Below are 25,543 nucleotides of genomic sequence, written 5' to 3'. Positions count from 1 at the left end.
GCTGCGCAGCCCATCGCGGCGCAAGGCCGCTCCTACAGTGATTGCGACTCGCCAGTGATCGAGTCGTCAGATGGCAATACCCTGCTCCGCCAGGAACGCGACGAACGCATCCTCATCCAGCACCTTCACCCCCAGTTCGCTGGCCTTGGCCAACTTGGAGCCCGCACCCGGCCCGGCGACCACGCAGTGGGTCTTGCCCGACACCGAACCGGCCACCTTGGCCCCGAGACTTTCCAGCTTGTCCTTGGCCACGTCGCGACTCATGCGCTCCAGGCTGCCGGTCAGCACCCAGGTCTGGCCAGCCAGCGGCAGGCCTTCGGCGGTTTTCTTCTCGCTGCTCCAGTGCATGCCGAAATCCAGCAACTGGGCTTCGATCTTCCGCGCCAGCTGCTGGTTGGCCTCGTCCTTGAAGAACTCGCGCACGGCCTCGGCCTGTTTGGCGGCCAGCGCCTGGCGCAGATCGATGCCATCGGCGGCGATGATCTTGTCCAGGCTGTCGAGCTTGGCCACCAGCTTTTCCGCGCCGGTCGGCCCCACCGATGCGATGTCGAGCTTGGCGATCATCCCCGCAAGCGTGGTGCTGGCCGCGAACTCGGCCGCCAGCTCGCCTTCGTCCTGCAACTGCATGCCGCTGGCCAACAATTGCTCGATGACCTTGCGGTTATGCTCGTCCTCGAAGAAATTGTGGATCTCGTAGGCCACTTCCAGGCCGATGTCCGGCAGGTAGGTCAGCACCTGTGGCAAGGCCACCTGCACCCGCGCCAGGCTGCCCAGCGAGCGGGCCAGCACCTTGGCGGTCTCCTCACCCACATCCGGAATACCCAGGGCATAGATGAACCGCGCCAGGCTCGGGCGCTTGCTGGCTTCGATGGCATCGAGCAACTTGCGGCTGGACACTTCGGCGAAGCCTTCCAGGCCGACCACCTGGTCGAATTCGAGCTTGTACAGGTCGGCCGGCGAGCCGATCAGGCCCTCGTCCACCAACTGCTCGACGCTCTTCTCGCCCAGGCCGTCGATATCCATGGCGCGCCGCGACACGTAGTGGATGATTGCCTGCTTGAGCTGGGCGCCACAGGCCAGGCGGCCGACGCAGCGGTACACCGCACCTTCGCTGGTGGTTTCCTTGCCCTTGCTGCGCTTGACCAGCTGGGTGCGCTCGACTTGCGAGCCACAGACCGGGCACTCGCTCGGCACTTCGACCGGGCGGGCATCCTGCGGGCGGCGTTCGAGCACCACCTGCATCACCTGCGGGATCACGTCGCCGGCCCGGCGGATGATCACCGTATCGCCGATGCGCAGGCCCAACCGGGCGATCTCGTCCATGTTGTGCAGCGTGGCGTTGGACACGGTCACCCCGGCCACCTTGACCGGCTTCAGACGCGCCACGGGCGTCACTGCACCCGTGCGGCCGACCTGGAATTCGACGTCCAGCACCTCGGTGAGCTCTTCCATGGCCGGGAACTTGTGGGCGATGGCCCAGCGCGGCTCGCGGGCGCGGAAACCCAGCTCGCGCTGCGCGGCCAGGCTGTTGACCTTGAACACCACGCCATCGATCTCGTAGGCCAGGCTGTTACGGCGCTCGCCGATGTCGCGGTAGTACTCCAGGCACTGCTCGATACCGGCGGCATGCTTGAGCTCGCGGCTGATGGGCAGGCCCCAGGCCTTGAGCTGTTCGAGCGTGCCGATGTGGCTGTCGGCGATGGCTTCGGAGACCTGCCCCACGCCATAGCAGCAGAATTCCAGCGGGCGGCTGGCAGTGATCTTCGAGTCGAGCTGACGCAAGCTGCCAGCGGCGGCATTGCGCGGGTTGGCGAAGGTCTTGCCACCGGCTTCGGCCTGGGCGGCGTTGAGCCGGTCGAAACCGGCCTTGCTCATGAAGACTTCGCCACGCACCTCCAGCACGGCCGGCCAGCCCTTGCCCTGCAGCTTCAACGGGATGTTGCGCACGGTGCGCACGTTGGCGCTGATGTCCTCGCCAGTGGTGCCGTCGCCACGCGTGGCGCCCTGCACCAGTTGGCCATCGCGGTACAGCAGGCTCACCGCCAGGCCGTCGAGCTTGGGCTCGCAGCTGAAATCGACCGCGCCCGGTTGATCCAGGCCTTCCACCACGCGGCGGCCGAATTCACGCAGGTCCGCTTCCTCGAAGGCATTGCCCAGGCTGAGCATGGGCACTTCGTGGCGCACCTGGCTGAACGCGGCCAGGGCGGTGCCACCGACGCGCTGGGTGGGCGAGTCCGGCGTCACCAGGTGGGGGTGTTCGGCTTCCAGCGCCTTGAGCTCGTTGAACAGCCGGTCGTACTCGGCGTCGGGCACGCTGGGCTCGTCGAGCACGTAGTAGCGGTAGTTGTGCTGATCGATCTCGGCGCGCAGTTCGTGGATTCGGGATTCGGCGTTCATGTTTTCAGGGTCTCTTGCAAAGCAAAAGAGCAGCCTGGGGTTGGTGCGTGGGGTTGGAGGCTTTTGCTGCCTGTGCCGGCCTCTTCGCGGGTAAACCCGCTCCTACAGGCTCACCACCATTTTCAAGTCGGTGGTGAGCCTGTAGGAGCGGGTTCACCCGCGAAGAGGCCGGCACAAGCGACAACGAAACCCGAACCGACCAGCACGCCCCCAGGCTGCTCTTCGTCTGGATCTATCAGCGTTTCTGAGTCAGCGCCCGACGCTCGAACTCGACGATGCGCTGGCGGTAATGCTCGATCGTCTGCGCGGTCAGCACGCTGCGCTGGTCATCCTTGAGCTCGCCGTCGAGCTCATGGGCCAGCTTGCGCGCAGCAGCCACCATCACGTCGAAGGCCTGCTTCGGATGGCGCGGGCCTGGCAGGCCGAGGAAGAAGCTCACCGCACGGGTGCTGAAGTGGTCGATGTCGTCCAGGTCGAAGATGCCCGGCTTGACCGCGTTGGCCATGGAGAACAGCACCTCGCCGTGGCCGGCCATGCTTTCGTGGCGGTGGAAGATGTCCATCTCGCCGAAGCGCAGGCCGCTCTCGAGAATGTTCTGCAGCAACGCCGGCCCCTTGAAGCCGCCTTCGTCACGGGAGATCACGCTGATCACCAGCACTTCCTCGACCGGAGGCAGCTCCTTGGCGGCATTGCCGGTGGCGGCGAAACCGCTGTTGCGGTTGTTGTCGGCGGCGAAGTCATCCTCGCTGTCGGCGAACAGGTCTGGCTCGCGCGGCTCGGCGCTCAGGTTCAGGTCGCCCTGAGGGGCTTCAGCGGCACGCTTGCCACGCTTGCTTGGCTTCGCGGCCTTGGGGGCAGGCTTGGGCTCGCGCTCACGCGCCGGGGCACTCATCGAAGGCAGGTCGCTTTCGTCGAGTTCAGGCTCTTTCTGCGTCTCCAGTACCCGGGCCGGGCCCAGCACCTCGGCACTGCCTTCTTCGTCAGGCAGGTTGGAGTAGCTGCGATCCAGGCGGAATTTCAGCTTGCCTTTGCCGCCGCGCATGCGGCGCCAGCCGTCGAAAAGAATACCGGCGATGACAATGATGCCGATGACGATCAGCCACTCGCGCAGACCGATTTCCATGTAATCCCGTGCCTCTAATAAAAATATGCTTGAAAACAAAGGGTTCAAAGCCCTTTAACACGTGGCGCCAACTCTATGTTCTGACAGGCGTTTTACCCACGCAAAAAACGAGTGACATTAAGCTAGCACGACCAAAGACAACTTTACACCGTCTGTCGCACATGGCGGGGGCATTTCCCTGCACAATTGTGCGCAATCCCCCTTTCTCAGGCGTCGACCATGGCCAACGCCTCCTCCACATCGACTGCAACAAGACGTGAACAGCCAGGCTCGTGCATGGTTACCCCCATCAGTTGGTCGGCCATTTCCATGGCGATCTTGTTGTGGGTGATGTAGATGAACTGCACGCTTTCACTCATTTCCTTGACCAGGCGCGCGTAGCGCCCGACGTTGGCATCGTCCAGCGGCGCATCGACCTCGTCGAGCATGCAGAACGGTGCGGGGTTCAACTTGAAGATGGCAAACACCAGCGCCAATGCGGTCAGTGCCTTCTCGCCACCGGACAGCAAATGGATCGTGCTGTTCTTCTTGCCCGGCGGACGCGCCATGATCGTCACCCCTGTATCGAGTAGATCTTCGCCCGTCAGTTCCAGATAAGCGCTGCCACCACCGAAAACTTTTGGAAAAAGTGCCTGCAATCCGGCATTTATCTGATCAAAGGTATCCTTGAAGCGGTTGCGGGTTTCCTTGTCGATCTTGCGGATGACGTTTTCCAGGGTCTCCAGCGCCTCGACCAGATCGGCGTCCTGGGCATCGAGGTAACGCTTGCGTTCGGACTGCTGCTCGTATTCTTCGATGGCCGCAAGGTTGATCGCCCCCAGGCGCTGGATGCGCGCCTCCATCTGCTCCAGCTCCTGCTCGGTGCCCTGCTCGCTGGACTCGGCGTCCAGGGTGGCGAGCACCCCTTGCAGGTCGTAGCCGTCGGCCAGCAGTTGCTCCTGCAGGGTCTTGCGGCGCACGTCCAGGCCCTGGCACTCCAGGCGCAACTGCTCGAGCTGACCGCGCAGCAACTGCGCTTGCTGTTCGGCCTGGGTGCGACGGCGCTCGGCATCGCGCAATGCGCGATCGGCTTCGTCCATGTGCAGGCGTGCCTGGCGCATCTCTTCGTCGACGCCCATGCGTTGCTCCAGCAGGGCTTCGAGCTTCATGCGCAGCTCCTCCAGCGGCGCCTCGCCCTCCTCCAGGTTCAGGCTCAGCTGCTCCTGGCGCTCGGTCAGGCGCGCAGCCTGTTGCTCCAGACGTTCCAGGGCCTGGCGGGTGGAATCGTGCTGGGCGCGCAGCGAACCCAGGCGCACCGCCAGTTGATGGGCATGGTCCTTGTGCTGGCGGGCTTCCTGGCGCACGCGGTCGAGGCTTTCGCGCAACGTGTCGCGGCGGGCCATCAACTGCTCGCGCTGCTCGGTGTCCTGGGCCATCAGCTCCAGGGCTTCCTGCAGCAGCAGGCGCGATTCACCCAGTTGTTCGAGCTCCAGGGCGCGCTGCTCCTGCAGTTCATGCAGTTCCTCGTGCAGCCGCCGCAGGCGCAGTTCGAGCTGCTCGGCGCGCGCCTGGGCGGCGGAGAGGCCGGCCTTGAGCTCGCCGTGCTGGCGAGTTTCTTCCTGGGTACGGCGACGCAACTGTTCGCGCTGCTCTTCCAGGTCGAGCTGCTGCTCGCGCAGGGTCTGCAACTGTGCCTCCAGCTGCTCCAGCGCAGCTTCGTGCTCCAGTTGCTCCTGGCCCAGGCGCTCGATCTCCTGGCCACGGGCCAACACACCGCCCTCAGCGTCGCCGCCGCGGCTGACGCGCAGAAAATGCCGGCCGACCCAGTATCCATCGCGGCTGACCAGGCTCTGGCCATCGGCCAACGAAGCACGCAAGGCCAAGGCCTGAGCGAGATCCTCGACCGGCTTGACCTGGGCCAGCCAAGGCGCGAGATCGATGCGACCCTCGACCTTGTCGAGCAGGCTGCCAGGCTGACGCGCACGTTCACCATTGCCCAGCAACAGGCGCATCTCGCCCTGTTCCAGGCCGCTGAAGTCCAGGCTGGCGAAGTCTTCCACCAGCACTGCCTGCAAGTCTGCGCCGAGCACGGTTTCCACGGCCAGCTCCCAGCCCGGCTCCACGCGCAGCCCTTCGGCCAGCCGGGGACGCTGCGCCAGGCCCTGGTCACGCAGCCAGTCGCCAGCACCGGCGGCTGGTTCCAGTGCGGCCTGCTGCAAGGCTTCCAGTGACGCCAGGCGGCCACCAAGCCGCTGGACCTCGCCTTGCGCCTGATGTTGGGCGCGGGTGGCCTGCTGCAATTGCTCGCGCAGCGCCTCCAGGCGTTCGACCACTTGTTCCTCGGCCAGTTGCAGCTCTTCGAGCGACAGCTCGCTGCTGGCCAACTGCTCGGCCAGGTCGAGCATGGCAGCGTCCTGCGGGTCGGCGCCCAACTGGTCACGTTCCTCGCCAAGCTTGCGCTGGCGCTCGGCCAGGCGCTCCAGGCTGGCCTCCAGTTGCTGCAGGCGTGCCTGCTGCACTTCGGCCTGGCGTCGCGGCTCGGCGGAACGGGTGTTGAAGGTATCCCACTGTTCCTGCCAGCCGTGCATGCCCAGCTCGGCTTCCTCCAGGGTGGCCGCGGCTTCCTCGGCAGCGGCCAGGGTCAACTCCTGCTCCGGCTCGAGCATTTGCAGTTCTTCACCCAGGGTAGCCAGCAAGGTGCGGTCATGGCCCAGGTGCGATTCGGTCTCCAGGCGCGTGCGCTCGGCTTCCTTGAAATCGTCCTGCAACTGCCGCAGGCGCTGCTGGCCATGCTGGATGCTCTGCTCGACCCGGGCGATGTCGCCGGCCACCGAATAGAAACGGCCCTGTACCTGGTTGAAGCGCTCGGACAATTCGTGGTGGCCATCGCGCAGGTGCTCGATGCTGGCATCGGCGTTGCGCTGTTCGGCGACCAACGCCTCGTGGGCCACGTCCTGGTCGCCGATCACCGCTTCGCGCTGGCGCACGCGGTCGTCCAGGTCACGCCAGCGCAACGCCGACAGGCGCGCCTTGAGCTGGCGCTCCTGAGCCTTGTATTCGCGGTACTTCTCGGCGGCCTGGGCCTGGCGATGCAGGCGTTCGAGCTGGCGCTCGAGCTCTTCGCGCAGGTCGGTCAGGCGCGCCAGGTTTTCCTGGGTGCGGCGGATGCGGCTTTCGGTCTCGCGGCGACGCTCCTTGTACTTGGAGATGCCGGCCGCTTCCTCGATGAAGTTGCGCAGCTCCTCGGGCTTGGCCTCGATCAGCTTGGAGATCATCCCCTGTTCGATGATCGAATAGCTGCGTGGCCCGAGGCCGGTGCCGAGGAAGATGTCGGTGATGTCGCGGCGCCGGCACTTGGTGCCGTTGAGGTAATAGGTGTTCTGCCCGTCGCGGGTGACCTTGCGGCGGATCGAGATCTCGGCATAGGCCGCGTACTCGCCCACCAGGGTGGTCTCGCTGTTGTCGAACACCAGCTCGATGCTGGCCTGGCTGACCGGCTTGCGGCTGGTGGAGCCGTTGAAGATGACGTCGGTCATCGACTCGCCGCGCAGGTTCTTCGCCGAGCTCTCGCCCATCACCCAGCGCACCGCATCGATGATGTTGGACTTGCCGCAGCCGTTGGGCCCTACCACCGCCGCCATGTTGCTGGGGAAATTGACCGTGGTCGGGTCGACGAACGACTTGAACCCGGCCAGCCGTATGCACTTCAGGCGCATCGGTCAGCCTCGGGCCAGCGCGGCCAGCACCAGCTCGCAACTGCGCTGGCTGTAGGCGCTGAGTACCTCGCGGATGCGCGGCAGGTCGCGGGCGACCACGGCGTCGAGCAAGCGGGCGAACAGTTCCAGGTAATCGACCATGTTGGCCTGGCGTTGGTCCAGGGCCAGGTAATACGCACGGCTCATAGCCGGCTGCAGGTTCTCGACGGTTTCCTGCAGGTAGGGGTTGTCGGCGAACGGGTAGGCGGCGCGCATCACCGCGAAGCTGTCGGCGACGAAGGCCTTGATGTCCTGCCGGTCGCAGGCGTGCTGCAGGCGCTGCTGGATGTCCAGGAACGGGCGCAGGTCGCTGTCGAGGCGCCATTTCTGTGCAACCGCGTTACCCAGCAGGATGTAGAACTCGCCCATCAGCGTGCACAGGCTGCGCACGTTGTGTTCGCTCAGCTCGGTGACGTGCGCGCCGCGGCGCGGCAGGATCGCCACCAGATGGCGACGTTCGAGGATCAGCAGCGCTTCGCGCACCGAACCCCGGCTGACGTCCAGCGCCTGGGTGACCTTCAGCTCCTGGATGCGTTCGCCAGGCGCGAGCTCGCCACGGATGATCCGCTCGGCCAGGTAGTCGGCGATCTGCTCGGAGAGGCTGTCCGGCGCCTTGAACGTCATGGTTTTCCTTCAAAATCATTGGACTGGGCACTAAGGGGGCGATTGTAGCGCACTTGGCCAGCAGGCGAGCAGAGGGTGGCCGCTGTTTATTCGACCATTGCCCGGGTGTTGCAGGCGGCGCGATCTATGCTTGGTAAAGGGACAGCAACAGGCCGTTGGGCAGGGGCTCGAGCGCTTTCCTGACCTTTGAGTCAGAAAAATATTGACCAAGTCGTCAGGTCTGCTTAGAGTCCGCCCAACAACAATAAAACCATTGCGAGGCCATCCCCGTGATCCAGTTTCTCGTCAACCAGGAGCTGCACCGTGAGCACGCCCTGGACCCGAACATGACGGTGTTGCAGTACCTGCGCGAGCACCTGGGCAAACCCGGCACCAAGGAAGGCTGCGCCAGCGGCGACTGCGGCGCCTGCACCGTGGTGGTAGGCGAACTGACCCAGGACGAGCACGGCCAGGACAGCCTGCGCTACCGCAGCCTCAATTCGTGCCTGACCTTCGTCTCGGCCCTGCACGGCAAACAACTGATCAGCGTCGAAGGCCTCAAGCACCAAGGCGAGCTGCACAGCGTGCAACGCGCCATGGCCGATTGCCATGGCTCGCAATGCGGCTTCTGCACCCCCGGCTTCGTCATGTCGTTGTTCGCCCTGCAGAAGAACAGCAGCGGCCACGACCTGCACCGCGCCCAGGAGGCCCTGGCCGGCAACCTGTGCCGCTGCACCGGCTACCGACCGATCCTCGACGCCGCCGAGCAGAGCTGCCGGCAACCTTGCCAGGACCAGTTCGATGCCCACCAGGCGCAAACCATCGCCCGCCTCAAGGCCATCGCCCCGACCGAGACCGACGAGCTCAACAGCGGCGACAAACGCTGCCTGGTGCCGCTGACCGTGGCCGACCTGGCCGACCTGTACAGCTCGCACCCCGAAGCACGCCTGCTGGCCGGCGGCACCGACCTGGCATTGGAAGTCACGCAGATGCACAAGACCCTGCCAGTGATGATCTACGTCGGCCATATCGCCGAGCTCAAGCGCATCGAAACGACCGCCAGCCATCTGGAGATCGGCGCCGCCACCCCGCTCACCGACTGCTACGCCGCACTCGACGCGGAGTACCCCGACTTCGGCGCCCTGCTGCACCGCTTCGCTTCGCTGCAGATCCGCAACCAGGGCACCCTTGGCGGCAACATCGGCAACGCTTCGCCGATCGGCGACTCGCCGCCCCTGCTGATCGCTCTCGACGCGCAGGTGGTGCTCCGCCAAGGTGACCGCCAGCGCACGATGCCGCTGGAGGACTATTTCATCGATTACCGCGTCACCGCCCGCCAGGACAGTGAGTTCATCGAGAAGATCGTGGTGCCGCGCGCCAGCAACGAATGGACGTTTCGCGCCTACAAGGTTTCCAAGCGCCTGGATGACGACATCTCAGCGGTGTGCGGCGCCTTCAACCTGAGCCTCGAAGACGGCGTGGTCAGTGCCGTGCGCATCGCCTTCGGCGGCATGGCCGCCATCCCCAAGCGGGCCCGCGCCTGCGAAGCGGCCCTGCGCGGCAAGCCCTGGACCCAGGCCAGCATCGAACGCGCCTGCCAGGCCCTGGCCGAGGACTTCACCCCGCTCAGCGATTTCCGCGCCAGCCGCGAATACCGCCTGCTGACCGCGCAGAATCTGCTGCGCAAGTACTTCATCGAACAGCAAACACCGCACATCGAGACCCGGGTGACCGCTTATGTCTAACCATCACGCAGCCAAGAGCCAGGCCGAGATGGCCGAACTGTTCCGCCAGGACCTGGCCACCGGGGTCGGGCGCAGCATCAAGCACGACAGCGCCGACAAGCATGTGTCCGGCGAAGCGGTGTACATCGACGACCGCCTGGAATTCCCCAACCAGTTGCACGTGTATGCACGCACCGCCGACCGCGCCCACGCGCGCATCCTGCGCATCGACACCGCGCCCTGCTACGCCTTCGAGGGCGTGCGCATCGCCATTACCCACGAGGATATCCCAGGCCTCAAGGATATCGGCCCGGTGGTGGCCGGCGATCCGCTGCTGGCCATCGACACGGTCGAGTTCTTCGGCCAGCCGGTGCTTGCCGTAGCCGCCCGCGACCTCGACACCGCCCGCCGCGCAGCGATGGCGGCGATCGTCGAGTACGAAGACCTCGAGCCGGTGCTCGATGTGGTCGAGGCGCTGCGCAACAAGCACTTCGTACTCGACAGCCATACCCACCAGAGGGGTGACTCGGCCAGCGCCCTGGCCAGCGCCCCGCACCGTTTGCAGGGCACCCTGCACATCGGCGGCCAGGAACACTTCTACCTGGAGACGCAGATTTCCTCGGTGATGCCCACCGAGGACGGCGGCATGATCGTCTACTGCTCCACGCAGAACCCCACCGAAGTGCAGAAGCTGGTGGCCGAGGTACTCGACGTACCGATGAACAAGGTGGTGCTGGACATGCGCCGCATGGGCGGTGGCTTCGGCGGCAAGGAAACCCAGGCTGCCAGCCCCGCCTGCCTGTGCGCGGTGATCGCGCGCCTGACCGGCCAGCCGACCAAGATGCGCCTGCCACGGGTCGAGGACATGACCATGACCGGCAAGCGCCACCCGTTCTATGTCGAGTACGACGTCGGCTTCGACGATGAGGGTCGCCTGCACGGCATCAACCTGGATCTCGCCGGCAACTGCGGTTATTCACCAGACCTCTCGGGCTCGATCGTCGACCGCGCCATGTTCCACTCAGACAACGCCTACTACCTGGGCGATGCCACTGTGCATGGCCACCGCTGCAAGACCAACACCGCCTCCAATACCGCCTACCGTGGCTTCGGCGGCCCGCAGGGCATGGTCGCCATCGAGCAGGTGATGGACCACATCGCCCGCCACCTCGGCCGCGACCCGTTGGCGGTGCGCAAGGCCAACTACTATGGCAAGACCGAGCGCAACGTCACCCACTACTACCAGACCGTCGAGCACAACATGCTCGAGGAAATGACCGCCGAACTCGAGGCCAGCAGCGACTACGCCGAACGCCGCGAATCGATCCGCCGCTTCAACGCCAACAGCCCGGTGCTGAAGAAGGGCCTGGCGCTGACCCCGGTGAAGTTCGGCATCTCGTTCACCGCCACCTTCCTCAACCAGGCCGGTGCGCTGATCCACATCTATACCGACGGCAGCATCCACCTCAACCACGGCGGTACCGAAATGGGCCAGGGCCTCAATACCAAGGTCGCCCAGGTGGTGGCGCAGGTGTTCCAGGTCGATTTCAGCCGCATCCAGATCACCGCCACCAACACCGACAAGGTGCCCAACACCTCGCCCACGGCGGCTTCCAGTGGCGCCGACCTGAACGGCAAGGCTGCGCAGAACGCCGCCGAGATCCTCAAGAAACGCCTGACCGAGTTCGCCGCCCGGCACTACCAGGTCACCGAGGAAGACGTGGAGTTCCGCAACGGCCATGTGCGCGTGCGTGAGCAGATCGTGAGCTTCGAACAACTGGTGCAACTGGCCTACTTCGCCCAGGTGTCGCTGTCGAGCACGGGCTTCTATCGCACGCCGAAGATCTACTACGACCGCACCCAGGCGCGTGGCCGGCCGTTCTATTACTTCGCCTTCGGCGCCGCCTGCGTGGAGGTGGTGCTCGACACCCTGACCGGCGAATACAAGATGCTGCGTGCCGACATCCTGCACGACGTCGGCGCCTCGCTGAACCCGGCCATCGACATCGGCCAGGTGGAAGGCGGTTTCATCCAGGGCATGGGCTGGCTGACCACCGAGGAACTGGTGTGGAACGCCAAGGGCAAGCTGGTGACCAATGGTCCGGCCAGCTACAAGATCCCGGCAGTGGCCGACATGCCGCTGGACCTGCGGGTGAAGCTGGTGGAAAACCGCAAGAACCCCGAGGACACCGTGTTCCATTCCAAGGCCGTGGGCGAGCCGCCGTTCATGCTCGGCATCGCCGCCTGGTGCGCGATCAAGGACGCCGTGGCCAGCATCGCCGACTACCGCGTGCAGCCACAGATCGACGCCCCGGCGACGCCGGAGCGGGTGCTGTGGGGTTGCGAGCAGATGCGCAAGGCGGTGGCCGAACAGCAGCTGGCCGAACAGGAGCTGGAAACTGTCACACCGTGACAATGCGAGACGCCTGTAGGAGCGGGTTCACCCGCGAATGCGATAGTCGCCTCACCGCCGCATTCGCGGGTAAACCCGCTCCTACAGGGACCGTGACGACCTTCAGAGAGGTTGCATCATGCACCAATGGATCAACGCCCTCGCCGACCACCAGTCCCGCGGCGAACCCTGCGTACTGGTCACCATCATCGAGGAACGTGGCTCGACACCGCGCAACGCCGGCTCGAAGATGGTCGTCAGCGCCAATGGCCTGTTCGACACCATCGGCGGTGGCCACCTGGAATACAAGGCGCTGCACATCGCCAGGCAGATGCTCGCCGAGCGGCGCGGCACCCCGCACCTGGAGCGCTTCAGCCTCGGCGCCAGCCTCGGTCAATGCTGCGGCGGCGTCACCGTGCTGCTGTTCGAGCCGATGGCTGCGGTGCAGGCGCAGATCGCAGTGTTCGGCGCGGGCCATGTCGGCCGCGCTCTGGTACCCTTGCTCGCGGCGCTGCCCTGCCGGGTGCGCTGGATCGATTCGCGTGAACAGGAATTCCCCGCGCTCATCCCGAGTGGGGTGACCCAGGTGGTCAGCGAGGAACCGGTCGACGAAGTGGCCGAACTGCCCGCCGGCTGCTACTGCATCGTCATGACCCACAACCACCAGCTCGACCTGGAGCTGACCGCCGCCATTCTCAAGCGCAACGATTTCACCTGGTTCGGCCTGATCGGCTCGAAGACCAAACGGGTCAAGTTCGAGCATCGCCTGCGCGAGCGCGGCTATGACGATGCCGTGATGGCGCGCATGCGTTGCCCGATGGGCCTGGCCGAGGTCAAGGGCAAGCTGCCGATCGAGATCGCCGTGTCCATCGCCGGGGAAATCATCGCCACCTACAACGCCTGCTTCGGCCAGCATGACGCTGGCGCCAATGCCGGCCCCATTGCCCAGTTGCTGCCGCCCTCCCGGCGCAGCCAAGCCATTTGACGAGTGTGTTATGACCGTTACCCGCAAAGCCTACCGTGCCGCCATCCTGCACAGCATCGCCGACCCGGCCGAGGTGGGCCTGGACGCTTCCCACGAGTACTACGAGGACGGCCTGCTGGTAGTCGACGATGGCCGCATCAGTGCCGTCGGCCCGGCCAGCGAGCTGCTGCCGACCCTGGACGCCGACATCGAGGTGGTGCACCACCAGCACGCGCTGATCACCCCCGGCTTCATCGACACCCACATCCACTTTCCGCAGACCGGCATGATCGGCTCCTACGGCGAGCAATTGCTGGATTGGCTCAACACCTACACCTTCCCCTGCGAAAAGCAGTTCGCCGACAAGGACCATGCCGACAAGGTCGCCGGCCTGTTCATCAAGGAGCTGCTGCGTAACGGCACCACCACCGCCCTGGTGTTCGGCAGCGTGCACCCGCAGTCGGTCAATGCCCTGTTCGAGGAGGCCGAGCGCCTGGACCTGCGCATGATCGCCGGCAAGGTGATGATGGACCGCAATGCCCCCGACTACCTCACCGATACCGCCGAGAGCAGCTACGCCGAGAGCAAGGCGCTGATCGAGCGCTGGCATGGCAAGGGCCGCCTGCACTACGCGGTCACCCCGCGCTTCGCGCCAACCAGCACACCGGAGCAACTGGCCTTGGCAGGCCAACTGCTCAAGGAACACCCCGGGCTGTACCTGCACACGCACCTGTCCGAGAACCTCAAGGAAATCGACTGGGTCAAGGCGCTGTTCCCGGAGCAGAAAGGCTACCTGGACGTGTACGACCACTTCGAACTGCTCGGCGAGCGCTCGGTATTCGCGCACGGCGTGCACCTGTGCGACGAGGAGTGCCAGCGCCTGGCCGACACCGGCTCGGCCGTGGCCTTCTGCCCGACCTCCAACCTGTTCCTCGGCAGCGGCCTGTTCAACCTGCCCCAGGCCGAGCGCTTCAAGGTCAACGTGGGCCTGGGCACCGACGTCGGTGCCGGCACCAGTTTCTCGCTGCTCAACACCCTGAACGAGGCCTACAAGGTCATGCAACTGCAGGGCGCCCGCCTGCACCCCTACAAGTCGCTGTACCTGGCCACCCTCGGCGGTGCACGCGCGCTGCGCCTGGACGACCGCATCGGCAGTCTGCGCCCAGGCAACGATGCCGACTTCGTGGTGCTCGACTACAAGGCCACGCCGTTGCTGGACTACCGTATCCAGCAGTCCAGCAGCATCGAGGAAACCCTGTTCGTGCTCACCACCCTGGGCGACGACCGCACGGTGCGTGAAACCTACGCGGCCGGCCGCCGGGTGCACCAGCGCTAAGGTTTCGAGGCTAACCCGCGGTACAAGGCGCCGCCGATCGCGGCGCCGATCAGTGGTGCCAGCCAGAACAGCCACAACTGCTGCACTGCCCAGCCTCCGACGAACAAGGCCGGCCCGGTGCTACGCGCGGGGTTGACCGAAGTGTTGGTGATAGGGATCGAGATCAGGTGGATCAGGGTCAGGCACAGGCCGATCGCGATTGGCGCAAAACCGGCCGGTGCCCTGGCGTCGGTGGCGCCCATGATCACCACCAGGAACATCGCGGTCATCACCACTTCGCTGACGAAGCCGGAGGCCAGCGAGTAGCCACCTGGGGAATGCTCGGCATAGCCATTCGAGGCCAGCCCGGCCGACAACTCGAAACCCGCCTTGCCGCTGGCGATGAAGTAGATTACCCCGGCAGCCAGGACCGCGCCGATCATCTGGGCGACCACGTAGGGCAGCAATTCCTTGGCCGGGAATCGCCCGCCCACCACCAGGCCGAACGAGACTGCGGGGTTGAGATGGCAACCGGAGATATGGCCGATGGCGAACGCCATGGTCAGGACCGTCAGGCCGAAGGCGAAGGCGACGCCGAGCACGCCGATGCCGACCGGAGAACTGGCCGCCAGGACTGCGCTGCCGCACCCGCCGAGGACCAACCAGAACGTACCGACCAGTTCGGCACCCATACGCGCACCCAGAGACATGGACATGTCGCTTCCCTCAGTAGTTGAACGCAATGATTGCGCAATCCCTACTGCTGGAAGAGGTTTGCCCACAAGAATTTAGCAGACCTTTGGCGGATGACCAGTTGTGGCATGGGGCCGCTCCTACAGAGCTCGCGTTACCCTGGTAGGAGCGGCCTTGTGCCGCGAAAGGGCTGCGCAGCAGCCCCAGGCTCGGGCAGGCAAACGATCAACCCTTGGAGGATGCCTTGGGTTTCTTGAGAAGGTGCGAGAACACCGCATGCAGGTCGTCCGAGGCGCTCTCCTCGTCGAGGTTGAGCTTGCTGTCGATGTGGTCCATGTGGTGCATCATCAGGCTCACCGCCTGCTCGACGTCACGTGCCTCGATGGCGTCGATCAACTGCATGTGCTCGTCGTACGAGCAATGCGAGCGGTTGCCGCTCTCGTACTGGGCGATGATCAGCGAGGTCTGCGACACCAGGCTGCGCTGGAAGCTCACCAGCGGCGCGTTGCCGGCGGCCTCGGCCAGCTTCAGATGGAATTCGCCGGACAGGCGAATGCCCGCGCCGCGGTCGCCGCGCGAGAAGCTGTCGCGCTCCTCGCGGACCATATGGCGCAACTCGTTGAGCTGCTCGGGCGTGGCGTGCTGCACGGCCAGTTCGGTGATCGCGCGTTCGACCATGCGCCGTGAGAAGAACACCTGGCGCGCCTCCTCGACGGTGGGGCTGGCCACCACCGCGCCACGGTTGGGCCGCAGCAGCACCACGCTCTCGTGGGCCAGGCGCGACAGAGCGCGGCGAATGATGGTGCGGCTGACGCCGAAGATCTCGCCCAGCGCTTCCTCGCTCAACTTGGTGCCAGGCGCCAGGCGCTGCTCGAGGATCGCCTCGAAAATGTGCGCATAGACGATGTCGTCCTGGGTACCGCTACGGCCGGCCTTGCCAGTGCGCGCAGGTTTTTTCAGAGGTTGCAGCTGTTCGTTCATGGGCTCTCGAGCACGAAGGATCCGCCAGTCAGGCCTCGACTGTAATACCTGTCGGAGGGTGCTTGGCAAGTCCTGATGAAAAAAGTAGGACCAAGGTATGGCGCCATTGTACACAGGCACAACCCTTTCTGCAGGCCGCCTTTTACTTATATAGCCGTTGTATCGGGGTTTTCGCGAACAAAAGATAAAACATTATTTGCATTCTTTGTACACAAAAGCATAATCCAGCGAGCAACTTCCTGACCAAAAAGTCAACAAATCGGTTCGGATGTCTGCCTTCCCTCGCGGAGCCACCAAGTGCTTAGCGCAGGTCACTGGCTCCAGAACAACAAGAAGACTTGAGGAGTACCGCTGTGGAAAGCCGCAAATCCGAAGCCCCTACGCTGGATCTCGCCCCACCGCTCGAAACGAGCTGGCTGGAGCGGATTTTCAAACTCAAGCAACACGGCAGCACCGTACGCACCGAACTGATCGCCGGGATGACCACCTTCATCACCATGGCGTACATCATCTTCGTCAACCCCAACATCATGGCCGACGCCGGCATCGATCACGGCGCAGCATTCGTCGCCACCTGCATCGCCGCCGCACTGGGCTGCCTGCTCATGGGCCTGTACGCCAACTGGCCGGTGGGCCTGGCGCCAGGCATGGGCCTGAATGCCTTCTTCACCTACACCGTGGTCGGCACCATGGGCTACAACTGGGAAACGGCCTTGGGCGCGGTATTCGTCTCGGGGGTGCTGTTCATGTTCCTGACCTTGTCGAAAGTGCGCGAATGGCTGCTCAACAGCATCCCGGTGAGCCTGCGCCATGCCATGGGGGCCGGCGTCGGATTGTTTCTCGGGCTGATCGGCCTGAAGACCGCTGGCATCATCGTCGACAGCCCGGCCACTCTGATCAAGCTGGGTTCGCTGCATGAACCCGGGCCGCTGCTGGCGGCGCTGTGCTTCCTGCTGATCGCCATCCTCAGCTACAAGCGCGTGTTCGGCGCGATCCTGATCAGCATCATCGGCGTGACCCTGGCCGGCTGGGGCCTGGGGCTGGTGAAGTTCGGCGGGGTGATGTCGATGCCGCCGAGCCTGGCACCGACCTGGATGGCCATGGATGTGGCGGGCGTGTTCAACGTCAGCATGATCAGCGTGGTGCTGGCGTTCCTGTTCGTGCACATGTTCGACACTGCCGGCACGCTGATGGGCGTGGCGCAGCGGGCCAACCTGGTGGCGGCGGATGGCCGCATTGAAAACCTGTCGCGGGCGTTGAAGGCCGACAGTGCTTCGAGTGTGTTCGGCGCCGTGGTCGGCGTGCCGCCGGTGACCAGCTATGTGGAGAGTGCCGCCGGTGTGGCTGCTGGTGGGCGTACCGGGCTGACCGCCGTGGTGGTCGGGTTGTTGTTCGTCGCGGCGATGTTCTTCGCCCCCTTGGCCGGGATGATTCCCGCCTATGCGACTGCCGGCGCGCTGATCTACGTGGCGATGCTGATGATGGGCAGCATGGCGCACATTCATTGGGACGAAGCCACCGACAGCATTCCGGCGATCGTCACGGTGATCATGATGCCGCTGACCTTCTCGGTGGCCGATGGGATTGCGCTGGGCTTCATCAGCTACGTGGCGTTGAAGGCGGGGACGGGCAAGTACAAGGAAATATCGGCGAGCCTGTGGGTGTTGTGCGCGATCTTCATCGCCAAGTTCGTGTTTCTCTGATCCCGACCTGATTTGATTCCCCTGCCCCGGCCTCTTCGCGGGTAAACCCGCTCCTACAGCGGCGCGCAACCCCCTGTAGGAGCGGGTTTACCCGCGAAGAGGCCAGTACAGGCAACACAAAACCAGCAGACGAAAAAAAGCCCGCCAGTGTGAGAGCGGGCCAAGGACCTACGAAGATTCTTCTAGCGACCCACTAGCTTCCACGATAGGTCGAATAGCTGTACGGCGAGATCAGCAGCGGCACGTGATAGTGCTCCTGCTTTTCATCGATGCCGAAGCGCAGCACGACAACATCCAGAAACGCCGTGTCCGGCAGCTGCACGCCGCGGGCACGGTAGTAGGCGCCAGCACTGAACTGCAGCTGGTAGACACCGGTACGGTAGTCATCGCCCTGCAGCAATGGCGCATCGACGCGGCCATCGCTGTTGGTCACTGCCGTGTTCACCAGCTCCAGTCGCTGGCCGTCGACGCGGTACAGCTCGACCTTGATCGCGCTGCCCGGGCAGCCGTGAGCGGCATCCAATACGTGTGTGGTCAAACGTCCCATCTGCTTGTCGCCTCTTGTTCAATCTGTGGGCAAGAAATACACAACCCTCGCACCAGCACAGGGCATGCGGCGCGTTGGAATGCCCTCATTAAGACATTTCGACGAAATATTGTACACAATTTTTTGAACCCTTCCGCCGCAGCCCTTGCAAACCGGCCACCAGTCGTAAATACAGGCACTCAGGAGCCAGCTTCAACTTTAGCTGACCAATCAGGCAGGTTTCTTGCACAGGCTTTGGTGGTGTAGCCCGGGCGACAAAAGGGCAGAAATGCGGAAAAACAGGCTTACAAAAGATTTCAGAAGTTGTATACAATCAGCCCATCCGGTGGTGCGACATCCCGACGCGGCTCGCCCCCACCCCGCACCAACGCACAAGAAGGAAGATAGCAGTGAGCGCTGACTACCCTCGCGACCTGATCGGTTACGGCAACACCCCACCTCACCCGCAATGGCCGGGCAATGCCCGCATCGCGCTGTCTTTCGTGCTGAACTACGAAGAAGGTGGCGAGCGCAACATCCTGCACGGCGACAAGGAGTCCGAAGCCTTTCTCTCCGAGATGGTCGCCGCCCAGCCGCTGCAAGGCGCACGCAACATGAGCATGGAATCGCTCTACGAATATGGCAGCCGCGCCGGCGTGTGGCGCCTGCTCAAGCTGTTCAAGGACAGCGGCGTGCCGCTGACCATCTTCGCCGTGGCCATGGCCGCCCAGCGCCACCCCGACGTGATCCGCGCCATGGTCGAGGCTGGCCATGAGATCTGCAGCCACGGCTACCGCTGGATCGACTACCAGTACATGGACGAGGCCCAGGAGCGCGAGCACATGCTCGAAGCCATCCGCATCCTCACCGAAATCACCGGCGAGCGCCCACTGGGCTGGTACACCGGCCGCACCGGCCCGAACACCCGTCGCCTGGTGATGGAGGAAGGCGGCTTCCTCTATGACAGCGACACCTACGACGACGACCTGCCCTACTGGGAGTCGAACAACCCCACCGGCAAGCCGCACCTGGTGATCCCCTACACCCTCGACACCAACGACATGCGCTTCACCCAGGTGCAGGGCTTCAACTGCGGCGAGCAGTTCTACCAGTACCTCAAGGACGCCTTCGACGTGCTGTACGCCGAAGGCAGCGAAGCGCCGAAGATGCTTTCCATCGGCCTGCACTGCCGCCTGATCGGCCGCCCTGCCCGCCTGGCCGCGCTCAAGCGCTTCATCGACTACGCCAAGAGCCACGAGCAGGTCTGGTTCGCCCGTCGCGTGGACATCGCCCGCCACTGGCACGCCACCCATCCGTACAAGAAAGAGAACGCCTGATGACCGCCTTCAAGACCCTCAAGCCATCGACCCTGGGCCGTGACGCCTTCGTCCAGGCCTTCGCCGACATCTACGAGCACTCGCCGTGGGTCGCCGAACGTGCGTTCGAGCTGGGCCAACCGGGCGAGTTGGACGAGATCGAGGCGCTGCACCAGCGCATGAGCGACATCCTGCTCAGCGCCAGCCACGCCGAGCAGCTGGCGCTGATCAACGCTCACCCGGACCTGGCAGGCAAGGCTGCCATCCAGGGCGAGCTGACCGAATCGAGCACGAACGAACAGGCCGGCGCCGGTATCCACCAATGCACCGCCGACGAGTTCGCCCGTTTCACCGAGCTGAACGACGCCTACAAGGCCAAGTTCCAGTTCCCCTTCATCATGGCGGTAAAAGGCAGCAACCGGCACCAGATTCTCGCTGCCTTCGAGAAACGCATCCACAACGATGTCGATACCGAATTCAAGGAGGCCCTGGCGCAGATCAACCTGATCGCCCTGTTCCGCCTGCTGCAGCTTTGAGGGCTTGGCCTGCCAGCCGGCCCACCCTAATCAAGAACAACGAACATAGAAGAGATAACCGCATGCGCACCCTGATGATCGAACCCCTGAGCAAAGAAGCCTTCGCCCCCTTCGGTGACGTGATCGAAACCGACGGCAGCGACCACTTCATGATCAACAACGGTTCGACCATGCGCTTCCACAAGCTCGCCACGGTCGAGACCGCCGAGCCCGAGGACAAGGCCATCATCAGCATCTTCCGCGCCGACGCGTTGGACATGCCGCTGACGGTCCGCATGCTGGAACGCCATCCGCTGGGCAGCCAGGCTTTCATCCCGCTGCTCGGCAACCCCTTTCTGATCGTGGTCGCGCCCGTTGGCGATGCACCTGTATCAGGCTTGGTCCGAGCCTTCCGCAGCAACGGCAGGCAGGGCGTCAATTACCATCGCGGCGTCTGGCACCACCCGGTGCTGACGATCGAAAAGCGGGATGACTTCCTGGTGGTTGATCGCAGTGGTTCTGGCAACAACTGCGATGAGCATTACTTCACCGAGGAACAGATGCTGATCCTCAATCCCCACCAATAAGAAAAGGTCAATCATCGCCTGCGGTGATTGGCATGAGGTACATACTGTGGAAGCACACCTTCACGAATGGCTGAACCTGAGCATTCGCTGGGTTCACATGATCACCGGTGTCGCCTGGATCGGTGCATCGTTCTACTTCGTCTGGCTGGAGAACCACCTGAACCGAAGCAACCCGCGCGATGGGTTGTCGGGTGATCTCTGGGCGATTCACGGCGGTGGTATCTACCACCTGGAGAAATACAAACTCGCGCCCCCGAAAATGCCCGAGAACCTGCACTGGTTCAAATGGGAAGCCTATTTCACCTGGATGTCCGGGATCGCCCTGCTGTGCGTGGTGTTCTACTGGAACCCGACCCTGTACCTGCTGGCTCCCGGCAGCACCCTGAGCGGTGCCGAGGGCGTGGCCATCGGTATCGGTTCGCTGGTCGCCGGCTGGTTCATCTACGACTTCCTCTGCGACTCGCCCCTGGGCAAGAAGCCAGCGCTGCTCGGCGCCGTGCTGTTCGTGCTGATCATCGCTGCCTGCTGGGGCTTCAGCCTGGTGTTCAGCGGCCGTGGTGCGTACCTGCACACCGGCGCGATCATCGGTACCATCATGGTCGGCAACGTGTTCCGCATCATCATGCCCGCCCAGCGCCAGCTGGTGGCGGCGATCGAGAACAACCAGACCCCAGACCCGGTACTGCCGGCCAAGGGCCTGCTGCGTTCGCGCCACAACAACTACTTCACCTTGCCGGTGCTGTTCATCATGATCAGCAACCACTTCCCGAGCACCTACGGCAGCCAGTACAACTGGTTGATCCTGGCCGGCATCGCGGTGGCGGCGGTACTGATCCGTCACTACTTCAACACCCGTCACGACAGCAACAAGTACGCCTGGACCTTGCCGGTCGGCGCCCTGGCGATGATCTGCCTGGCCTACGTCACCGGCCCCAAGCCAATGGCGACCAGCCCGGAGCAAGCTGCGGCGAAGATCGAGTACCAGCCGCTGCCAGCCACCGCGGTGGGCGGCAAGACCGCTGCCCAGCTGCGTGAAGAGGAAGCCGCCAAGCCCGCCGAAGCGCCTGCCGCACCGGCTGCAGAAGCCACGGCCCAAGTCGGCGGCGACGCCTTCGACAAGATCCACGACGTCATCCAGGAACGCTGCACCGTGTGCCACTCGTCCAAGCCGACCAGCCCACTGTTCAGTGCCGCCCCCGCCGGCGTGATGTTCGACACCCCGCAGCAGATCCAGGCCCAGGCCGCGCGCATCCAGGCACAAGCGGTCGCCAGCCAGATCATGCCGCTGGGCAACATCACCCAGATGACCACCGAGGAGCGCAAGTTGGTCGGTGACTGGATCGCCAAGGGCGCGCCGGTCAACTAAAGCACCACCGGACAACCCGCTCGCTTGCAGGAGCGGGCTTGTCCCGCGAAGAGGCCGGTACCGGCCTCTTCGTACAAGCGATAAGCAACAAGCAAGCATCGAGCGTCACGCTTTACCCCGGGAACCCCAGGCTTCTTCACGAAGCCTGCCGCGTAAAGCCTGGCGCTTGGATCCGAGAATAAAAACAAGACTCGAGGTGCTGCATGTCCCAGTTACGCCAAGCGTACATTCCCGTCGCGCCCCCGCGACAGCCCCTGCCCTTGTTCCAACTGATCCTGGTTGGCCTGCAACATGTACTGCTGATGTACGGCGGCGCCATCGCCGTTCCGCTGATCATCGGCCAGGCCGCCGGCCTTTCCCGTGAAGAAGTCGCCTTCCTGATCAACGCCGACCTGCTGGTCGCCGGCATCGCCACCATCATCCAGTCGTTCGGCATCGGCCCGGTCGGGATCCGCATGCCGGTGATGATGGGCGCCAGTTTCGCCGCCGTCGGCAGCATGGTGGCCATGGCCGGCATGCCCGGCGTGGGCCTGCAGGGGATCTTCGGCGCGACCATCGCCGCCGGGTTCTTCGGCATGCTGATCGCGCCGTTCATGTCCAAGGTCGTACGCTTCTTCCCACCCCTGGTCACCGGTACGGTCATCACCTCCATTGGCCTGTCGCTGTTCCCGGTGGCGGTCAACTGGGCCGGTGGCGGTGCCGATGCCGAGCGCTTCGGCGCGCCGATCTACCTGCTGGTGGCCAGTTTGGTGCTGGCCGTGATCCTGCTGATCAACCGCTTCATGCGCGGCTTCTGGGTCAACGTCTCGGTGCTGGTAGGCATGGGCCTGGGTTACGTCCTGGCCGGCTCCATCGGCATGGTCGACCTGTCCGGCCTGGGCCAGGCGCCATGGCTGCAGGTGGTCACGCCACTGCACTTCGGCATGCCGACCTTCAGCCTGGCGCCGATCCTGTCCATGTGCCTGGTGGTGGTGATCATCTTCGTCGAGTCCACCGGCATGTTCCTCGCCCTGGGCAAGGTCACCGACCGTGAGGTGACGCCGGGCATGCTGCGGCGCGGCCTGCTGTGCGATGCCGGCGCATCGTTCGTGGCCGGTTTCTTCAACACCTTCACCCACTCCTCGTTCGCCCAGAACATCGGCCTGGTGCAGATGACCGGGGTCCGCTGCCGCTATGTCACAGTCACCGCCGGTGCACTGCTGATCCTGCTCAGCCTGCTGCCCAAGGCGGCCTACCTGATCGCCTCGATCCCGCCCGCGGTACTGGGCGGCGCCTCCATCGCCATGTTCGGCATGGTCACCGCCACGGGCATCAAGATCCTCCAGGAAGCCGACATCAGCGACCGTCGCAACCAGCTGCTGGTGGCGGTGAGCATCGGGTTCGGCCTGATCCCGGTGGTACGCCCGGAGTTCTTCGCGCAGATGCCACAGTGGATGGAGCCCATCACCCACAGCGGCATCGCCATGGCGACCATCAGTGCCCTGGTACTCAACGTGCTGTTCAACATCCTCGGCGGCGCCGACCGCACCGCGCACAACGAGGCGTGCCAGCAACATTGAGGCAAGGGGCGACCGCTGCGGGCGCCCCACTTCTCCCGCTACACACGCAAAGGCCTCGGCCCACTGGACGTGGGCCGTATGGGGCACGCGTGCGCCTTCGATACCGCCAACAACAATAAGTCCGGGAACCACGACATGACGCGCATCACCTCGTCCCTGCTGTTGGGCAGCAGCCTGCTGGCCACTCTCCCCGCCCATGCCGGCGAATGGCTGCAGTGGCACGGCGAAAGCCTCACCTACCTGTACGGCAAGGATTTCAAGGTCAACCCCCGCATCCAGCAGACCATCACCTTCGAGCACGCCAACAAATGGAAGTACGGCGATACCTTCCTGTTCGTCGACAAGATCTTCTACAACGGCCAGGCCGACGCGAGCAAAGGCGTCACCACCTACTACGGCGAATTCAGCCCACGCCTGTCGTTCGGCAAGATCTTCGATCGCAAGCTGGCCTTCGGTCCGGTCAAGGATGTGCTGCTGGCCATGACCTACGAGCGCGGCGAGGGTGACAACGAAGCCTACCTGATCGGCCCCGGCTTCGACCTGGCGATCCCCGGCTTCAACTACTTCACCCTCAACTTCTACCTGCGCAACACCGAAGGCAGCCGTCCTGGCGATAACGTCTGGCAGATCACCCCGGCCTGGTCCTACACCTTCCCCGTGGGTAAATCGGACATTCTGTTCGACGGCTACATGGACTGGGTGGTCGACAACGACCAGACCCGACGCGGCACCTACCACGCCAACCTGCAGTTCAACCCCCAGCTCAAGTACGACCTGGGCAAGGCCCTCAACCTCGGCGCCAAACAGCTGTACGTGGGCATCGAGTACAGCTACTGGAAGGACAAATACGGCATCGACAGCCGGGGCAATATCGACAGCAACCAGAGCGTGACCAGCGCCCTGGTCAAGGTGCATTTCTAAGAAGCTGACCAAACGCCCAACTTTGTTTCAGCGTGCTCCAGGACGGAGCACTTGAGGCTTGGCGCGCAAGTGAGTAATCTGCGCGCCCCTCGATCAGGGCAGGACGGATCCTGCCCACGTTAACTGACCGCTCGGTCAATGAATACGGGCGGTTGGCCGACGTGTTGCCAGCTTGAAGACCCCTTTTCATCGGTGCAGTACGACGTCGAGCAGGATGGTTGCCACCAACCCGGAGAGTTGGCGCAACTCTTGCCAATCAGCTGTGGCCAATCGAAAAAAGCTGACTCATAAGACAAAAAACAGCGTCATCCAAAACGCTGACAACAGATCACCCTAGGGAGCGAATTTCACAATGCGTACCATCAACAGCCTGATTCTCGCGGGCGGCCTGCTGGCCTGCGGCACCACCTACGCCGGCGACCTGCTGCAGTGGCAGAACAACAGCCTGACCTACCTGTGGGGCAAGAACTTCAAGGTCAACCCCGAAACCCAGCAGACCTTCACCTTCGAGCACGCCGACGGCTGGAAGTACGGCGACAACTTCATCTTCGTCGACAAGATCTTCTACCAGGGCAAGAAGGACGCCAGCAACGGCCCGAACACCTATTACGGCGAGATCACCCCGCGCCTGTCGTTCGGCAAGATCTTCGACCAGAAGCTCGAGTTCGGCCCGGTCAAGGACGTGCTGCTGGCGATGACCTACGAGTTCGGCGAAGGTGATACCGAGGCCTACCTGATCGGGCCGGGCTTCGACCTGGACATCCCTGGCTTCGACTACTTCCAGCTGAACTTCTACCAGCGCACCACCGATGGCAGCCGCCCCGGCGATAACGTCTGGCAGATCACCCCGGTCTGGTCCTACACCATCCCCGTGGGCTCGTCCGACATCCTCATCGATGGCTACATGGACTGGGTGGTGGATAACGACGAGAACAGCCACGGCACCTACCAGGCCAACCTGCACTTCAACCCACAGGTGAAGTACGACCTGGGCAAGGCCCTGCATTTTGGTGAGAAGCAACTGTACGTCGGCTTCGAGTACGACTACTGGAAGAACAAGTACGGCATCAAGGGAGGGTGTCAGAAATTTTGTGTTCGGGCATAACATGAGTAAGAGGTGCATG

The 25,543-nt window shown here is 63.9% G+C and carries 19 protein-coding genes; 12 read left to right on the top strand and 7 right to left on the bottom strand.

Annotated features, from left to right (window positions below; translation table 11 throughout):
- Positions 1-66 precede the first annotated feature (66 nt).
- From ligA to IAE37_RS23275, 4 genes are all read right to left on the bottom strand, one after another.
- On the bottom strand, positions 67-2,397 hold the full coding sequence (ligA, locus tag IAE37_RS23290; RefSeq protein ID WP_201177339.1) for an NAD-dependent DNA ligase LigA: 2,331 nt from the start codon (positions 2,395-2,397) through the stop codon (positions 67-69).
- A gap of 235 nt (positions 2,398-2,632) precedes the next feature.
- Positions 2,633-3,520 carry a cell division protein ZipA gene (gene zipA / locus IAE37_RS23285; RefSeq protein ID WP_201177337.1) on the bottom strand — a complete coding sequence of 296 codons (888 nt, stop codon included), beginning with the start codon at positions 3,518-3,520 and terminating at the stop codon, positions 2,633-2,635.
- A gap of 206 nt (positions 3,521-3,726) precedes the next feature.
- Positions 3,727-7,215: a chromosome segregation protein SMC gene (gene smc, locus IAE37_RS23280; protein WP_201177335.1), complete on the bottom strand. Its 3,489-nt coding sequence runs from the start codon at positions 7,213-7,215 to the stop codon at positions 3,727-3,729.
- A gap of 3 nt (positions 7,216-7,218) precedes the next feature.
- Positions 7,219-7,878 (bottom strand): GntR family transcriptional regulator, encoded by a 660-nt coding sequence (locus IAE37_RS23275; RefSeq protein WP_201177333.1) that lies wholly within the window; start codon positions 7,876-7,878, stop codon positions 7,219-7,221.
- 269 nt (positions 7,879-8,147) lie between these two features.
- Here IAE37_RS23275 and xdhA point away from each other — a divergent pair, with 269 nt between their 5' ends.
- The 4 genes from xdhA (at position 8,148) to guaD (ending at position 14,273) form a co-directional block, all read left to right on the top strand.
- Positions 8,148-9,602: a xanthine dehydrogenase small subunit gene (gene xdhA, locus IAE37_RS23270; RefSeq protein WP_201177331.1), complete on the top strand. Its 1,455-nt coding sequence runs from the start codon at positions 8,148-8,150 to the stop codon at positions 9,600-9,602.
- Entirely contained in the window at positions 9,595-11,994 is a 2,400-nt protein-coding gene (gene xdhB / locus IAE37_RS23265) for a xanthine dehydrogenase molybdopterin binding subunit (RefSeq protein WP_201177329.1), read from the top strand. Before xdhA ends, xdhB begins: the two co-directional genes overlap by 8 nt.
- A 118-nt stretch (positions 11,995-12,112) precedes the next feature.
- Positions 12,113-12,958 (top strand): xanthine dehydrogenase accessory protein XdhC, encoded by an 846-nt coding sequence (xdhC, locus tag IAE37_RS23260; RefSeq protein ID WP_201177327.1) that lies wholly within the window; start codon positions 12,113-12,115, stop codon positions 12,956-12,958.
- A gap of 10 nt (positions 12,959-12,968) precedes the next feature.
- Positions 12,969-14,273: a guanine deaminase gene (gene guaD / locus IAE37_RS23255; RefSeq protein ID WP_201177325.1), complete on the top strand. Its 1,305-nt coding sequence runs from the start codon at positions 12,969-12,971 to the stop codon at positions 14,271-14,273.
- Here the strand turns inward: guaD and aqpZ are convergent.
- Entirely contained in the window at positions 14,270-14,968 is a 699-nt protein-coding gene (gene aqpZ, locus IAE37_RS23250; protein WP_201177323.1) for an aquaporin Z, read from the bottom strand. The two genes, guaD and aqpZ, sit on opposite strands and share 4 nt — an antisense overlap.
- Before the next feature lie 202 nt (positions 14,969-15,170).
- The gene (locus IAE37_RS23245; RefSeq protein WP_201177320.1) at positions 15,171-15,926 is read right to left on the bottom strand and encodes a GntR family transcriptional regulator; all 756 of its coding nucleotides are present in this window, start codon (positions 15,924-15,926) and stop codon (positions 15,171-15,173) included.
- A gap of 353 nt (positions 15,927-16,279) precedes the next feature.
- Between IAE37_RS23245 and IAE37_RS23240 the strand changes: the two genes are divergently transcribed.
- Positions 16,280-17,629 (top strand): NCS2 family permease, encoded by a 1,350-nt coding sequence (locus IAE37_RS23240; RefSeq protein ID WP_201177318.1) that lies wholly within the window; start codon positions 16,280-16,282, stop codon positions 17,627-17,629.
- A 193-nt stretch (positions 17,630-17,822) separates the two neighbouring features.
- Here IAE37_RS23240 and uraH read toward each other — a convergent pair whose 3' ends face one another.
- Positions 17,823-18,176, bottom strand: coding sequence for a hydroxyisourate hydrolase (gene uraH, locus IAE37_RS23235; RefSeq protein ID WP_201177316.1), 354 nt, complete (start codon positions 18,174-18,176; stop codon positions 17,823-17,825).
- A gap of 389 nt (positions 18,177-18,565) precedes the next feature.
- Here uraH and puuE point away from each other — a divergent pair, with 389 nt between their 5' ends.
- The 7 genes from puuE to IAE37_RS23200 all read left to right on the top strand — a co-directional run bounded on the left by puuE (position 18,566) and on the right by IAE37_RS23200 (position 25,524).
- Complete coding sequence (gene puuE, locus IAE37_RS23230; RefSeq protein WP_201177314.1) at positions 18,566-19,492, top strand: allantoinase PuuE; 927 nt, start codon at positions 18,566-18,568, stop codon at positions 19,490-19,492.
- Positions 19,492-20,007 carry a 2-oxo-4-hydroxy-4-carboxy-5-ureidoimidazoline decarboxylase gene (gene uraD / locus IAE37_RS23225; RefSeq protein ID WP_201177313.1) on the top strand — a complete coding sequence of 172 codons (516 nt, stop codon included), beginning with the start codon at positions 19,492-19,494 and terminating at the stop codon, positions 20,005-20,007. The genes puuE and uraD overlap by 1 nt, the downstream gene beginning before the upstream one ends.
- A gap of 62 nt (positions 20,008-20,069) precedes the next feature.
- Positions 20,070-20,573, top strand: a complete 504-nt coding sequence (locus tag IAE37_RS23220; protein WP_056801462.1) for an ureidoglycolate lyase — start codon at positions 20,070-20,072, stop codon at positions 20,571-20,573.
- A gap of 46 nt (positions 20,574-20,619) precedes the next feature.
- Entirely contained in the window at positions 20,620-21,939 is a 1,320-nt protein-coding gene (locus tag IAE37_RS23215) for a urate hydroxylase PuuD (protein ID WP_201177312.1), read from the top strand.
- Positions 21,940-22,142: 203 nt separating this feature from the next.
- A complete protein-coding gene (locus tag IAE37_RS23210) occupies positions 22,143-23,498 on the top strand; it encodes a nucleobase:cation symporter-2 family protein (protein ID WP_201177311.1) in 1,356 nt (451 codons plus the stop codon).
- Between the two features lie 135 nt (positions 23,499-23,633).
- Positions 23,634-24,419, top strand: coding sequence for an outer membrane protein OmpK (locus IAE37_RS23205; protein ID WP_201177310.1), 786 nt, complete (start codon positions 23,634-23,636; stop codon positions 24,417-24,419).
- Between the two features lie 352 nt (positions 24,420-24,771).
- Positions 24,772-25,524: an outer membrane protein OmpK gene (locus tag IAE37_RS23200; protein WP_201177309.1), complete on the top strand. Its 753-nt coding sequence runs from the start codon at positions 24,772-24,774 to the stop codon at positions 25,522-25,524.
- Positions 25,525-25,543 lie beyond the last annotated feature (19 nt).

The sequence above is a fragment of the Pseudomonas sp. S31 genome, assembly GCF_016648105.1.
Lineage (GTDB): Bacteria > Pseudomonadota > Gammaproteobacteria > Pseudomonadales > Pseudomonadaceae > Aquipseudomonas.
The sequence above is the reverse complement of the archived record's forward strand: the minus strand, read 5'-3'. Positions and strand labels throughout refer to the sequence as shown.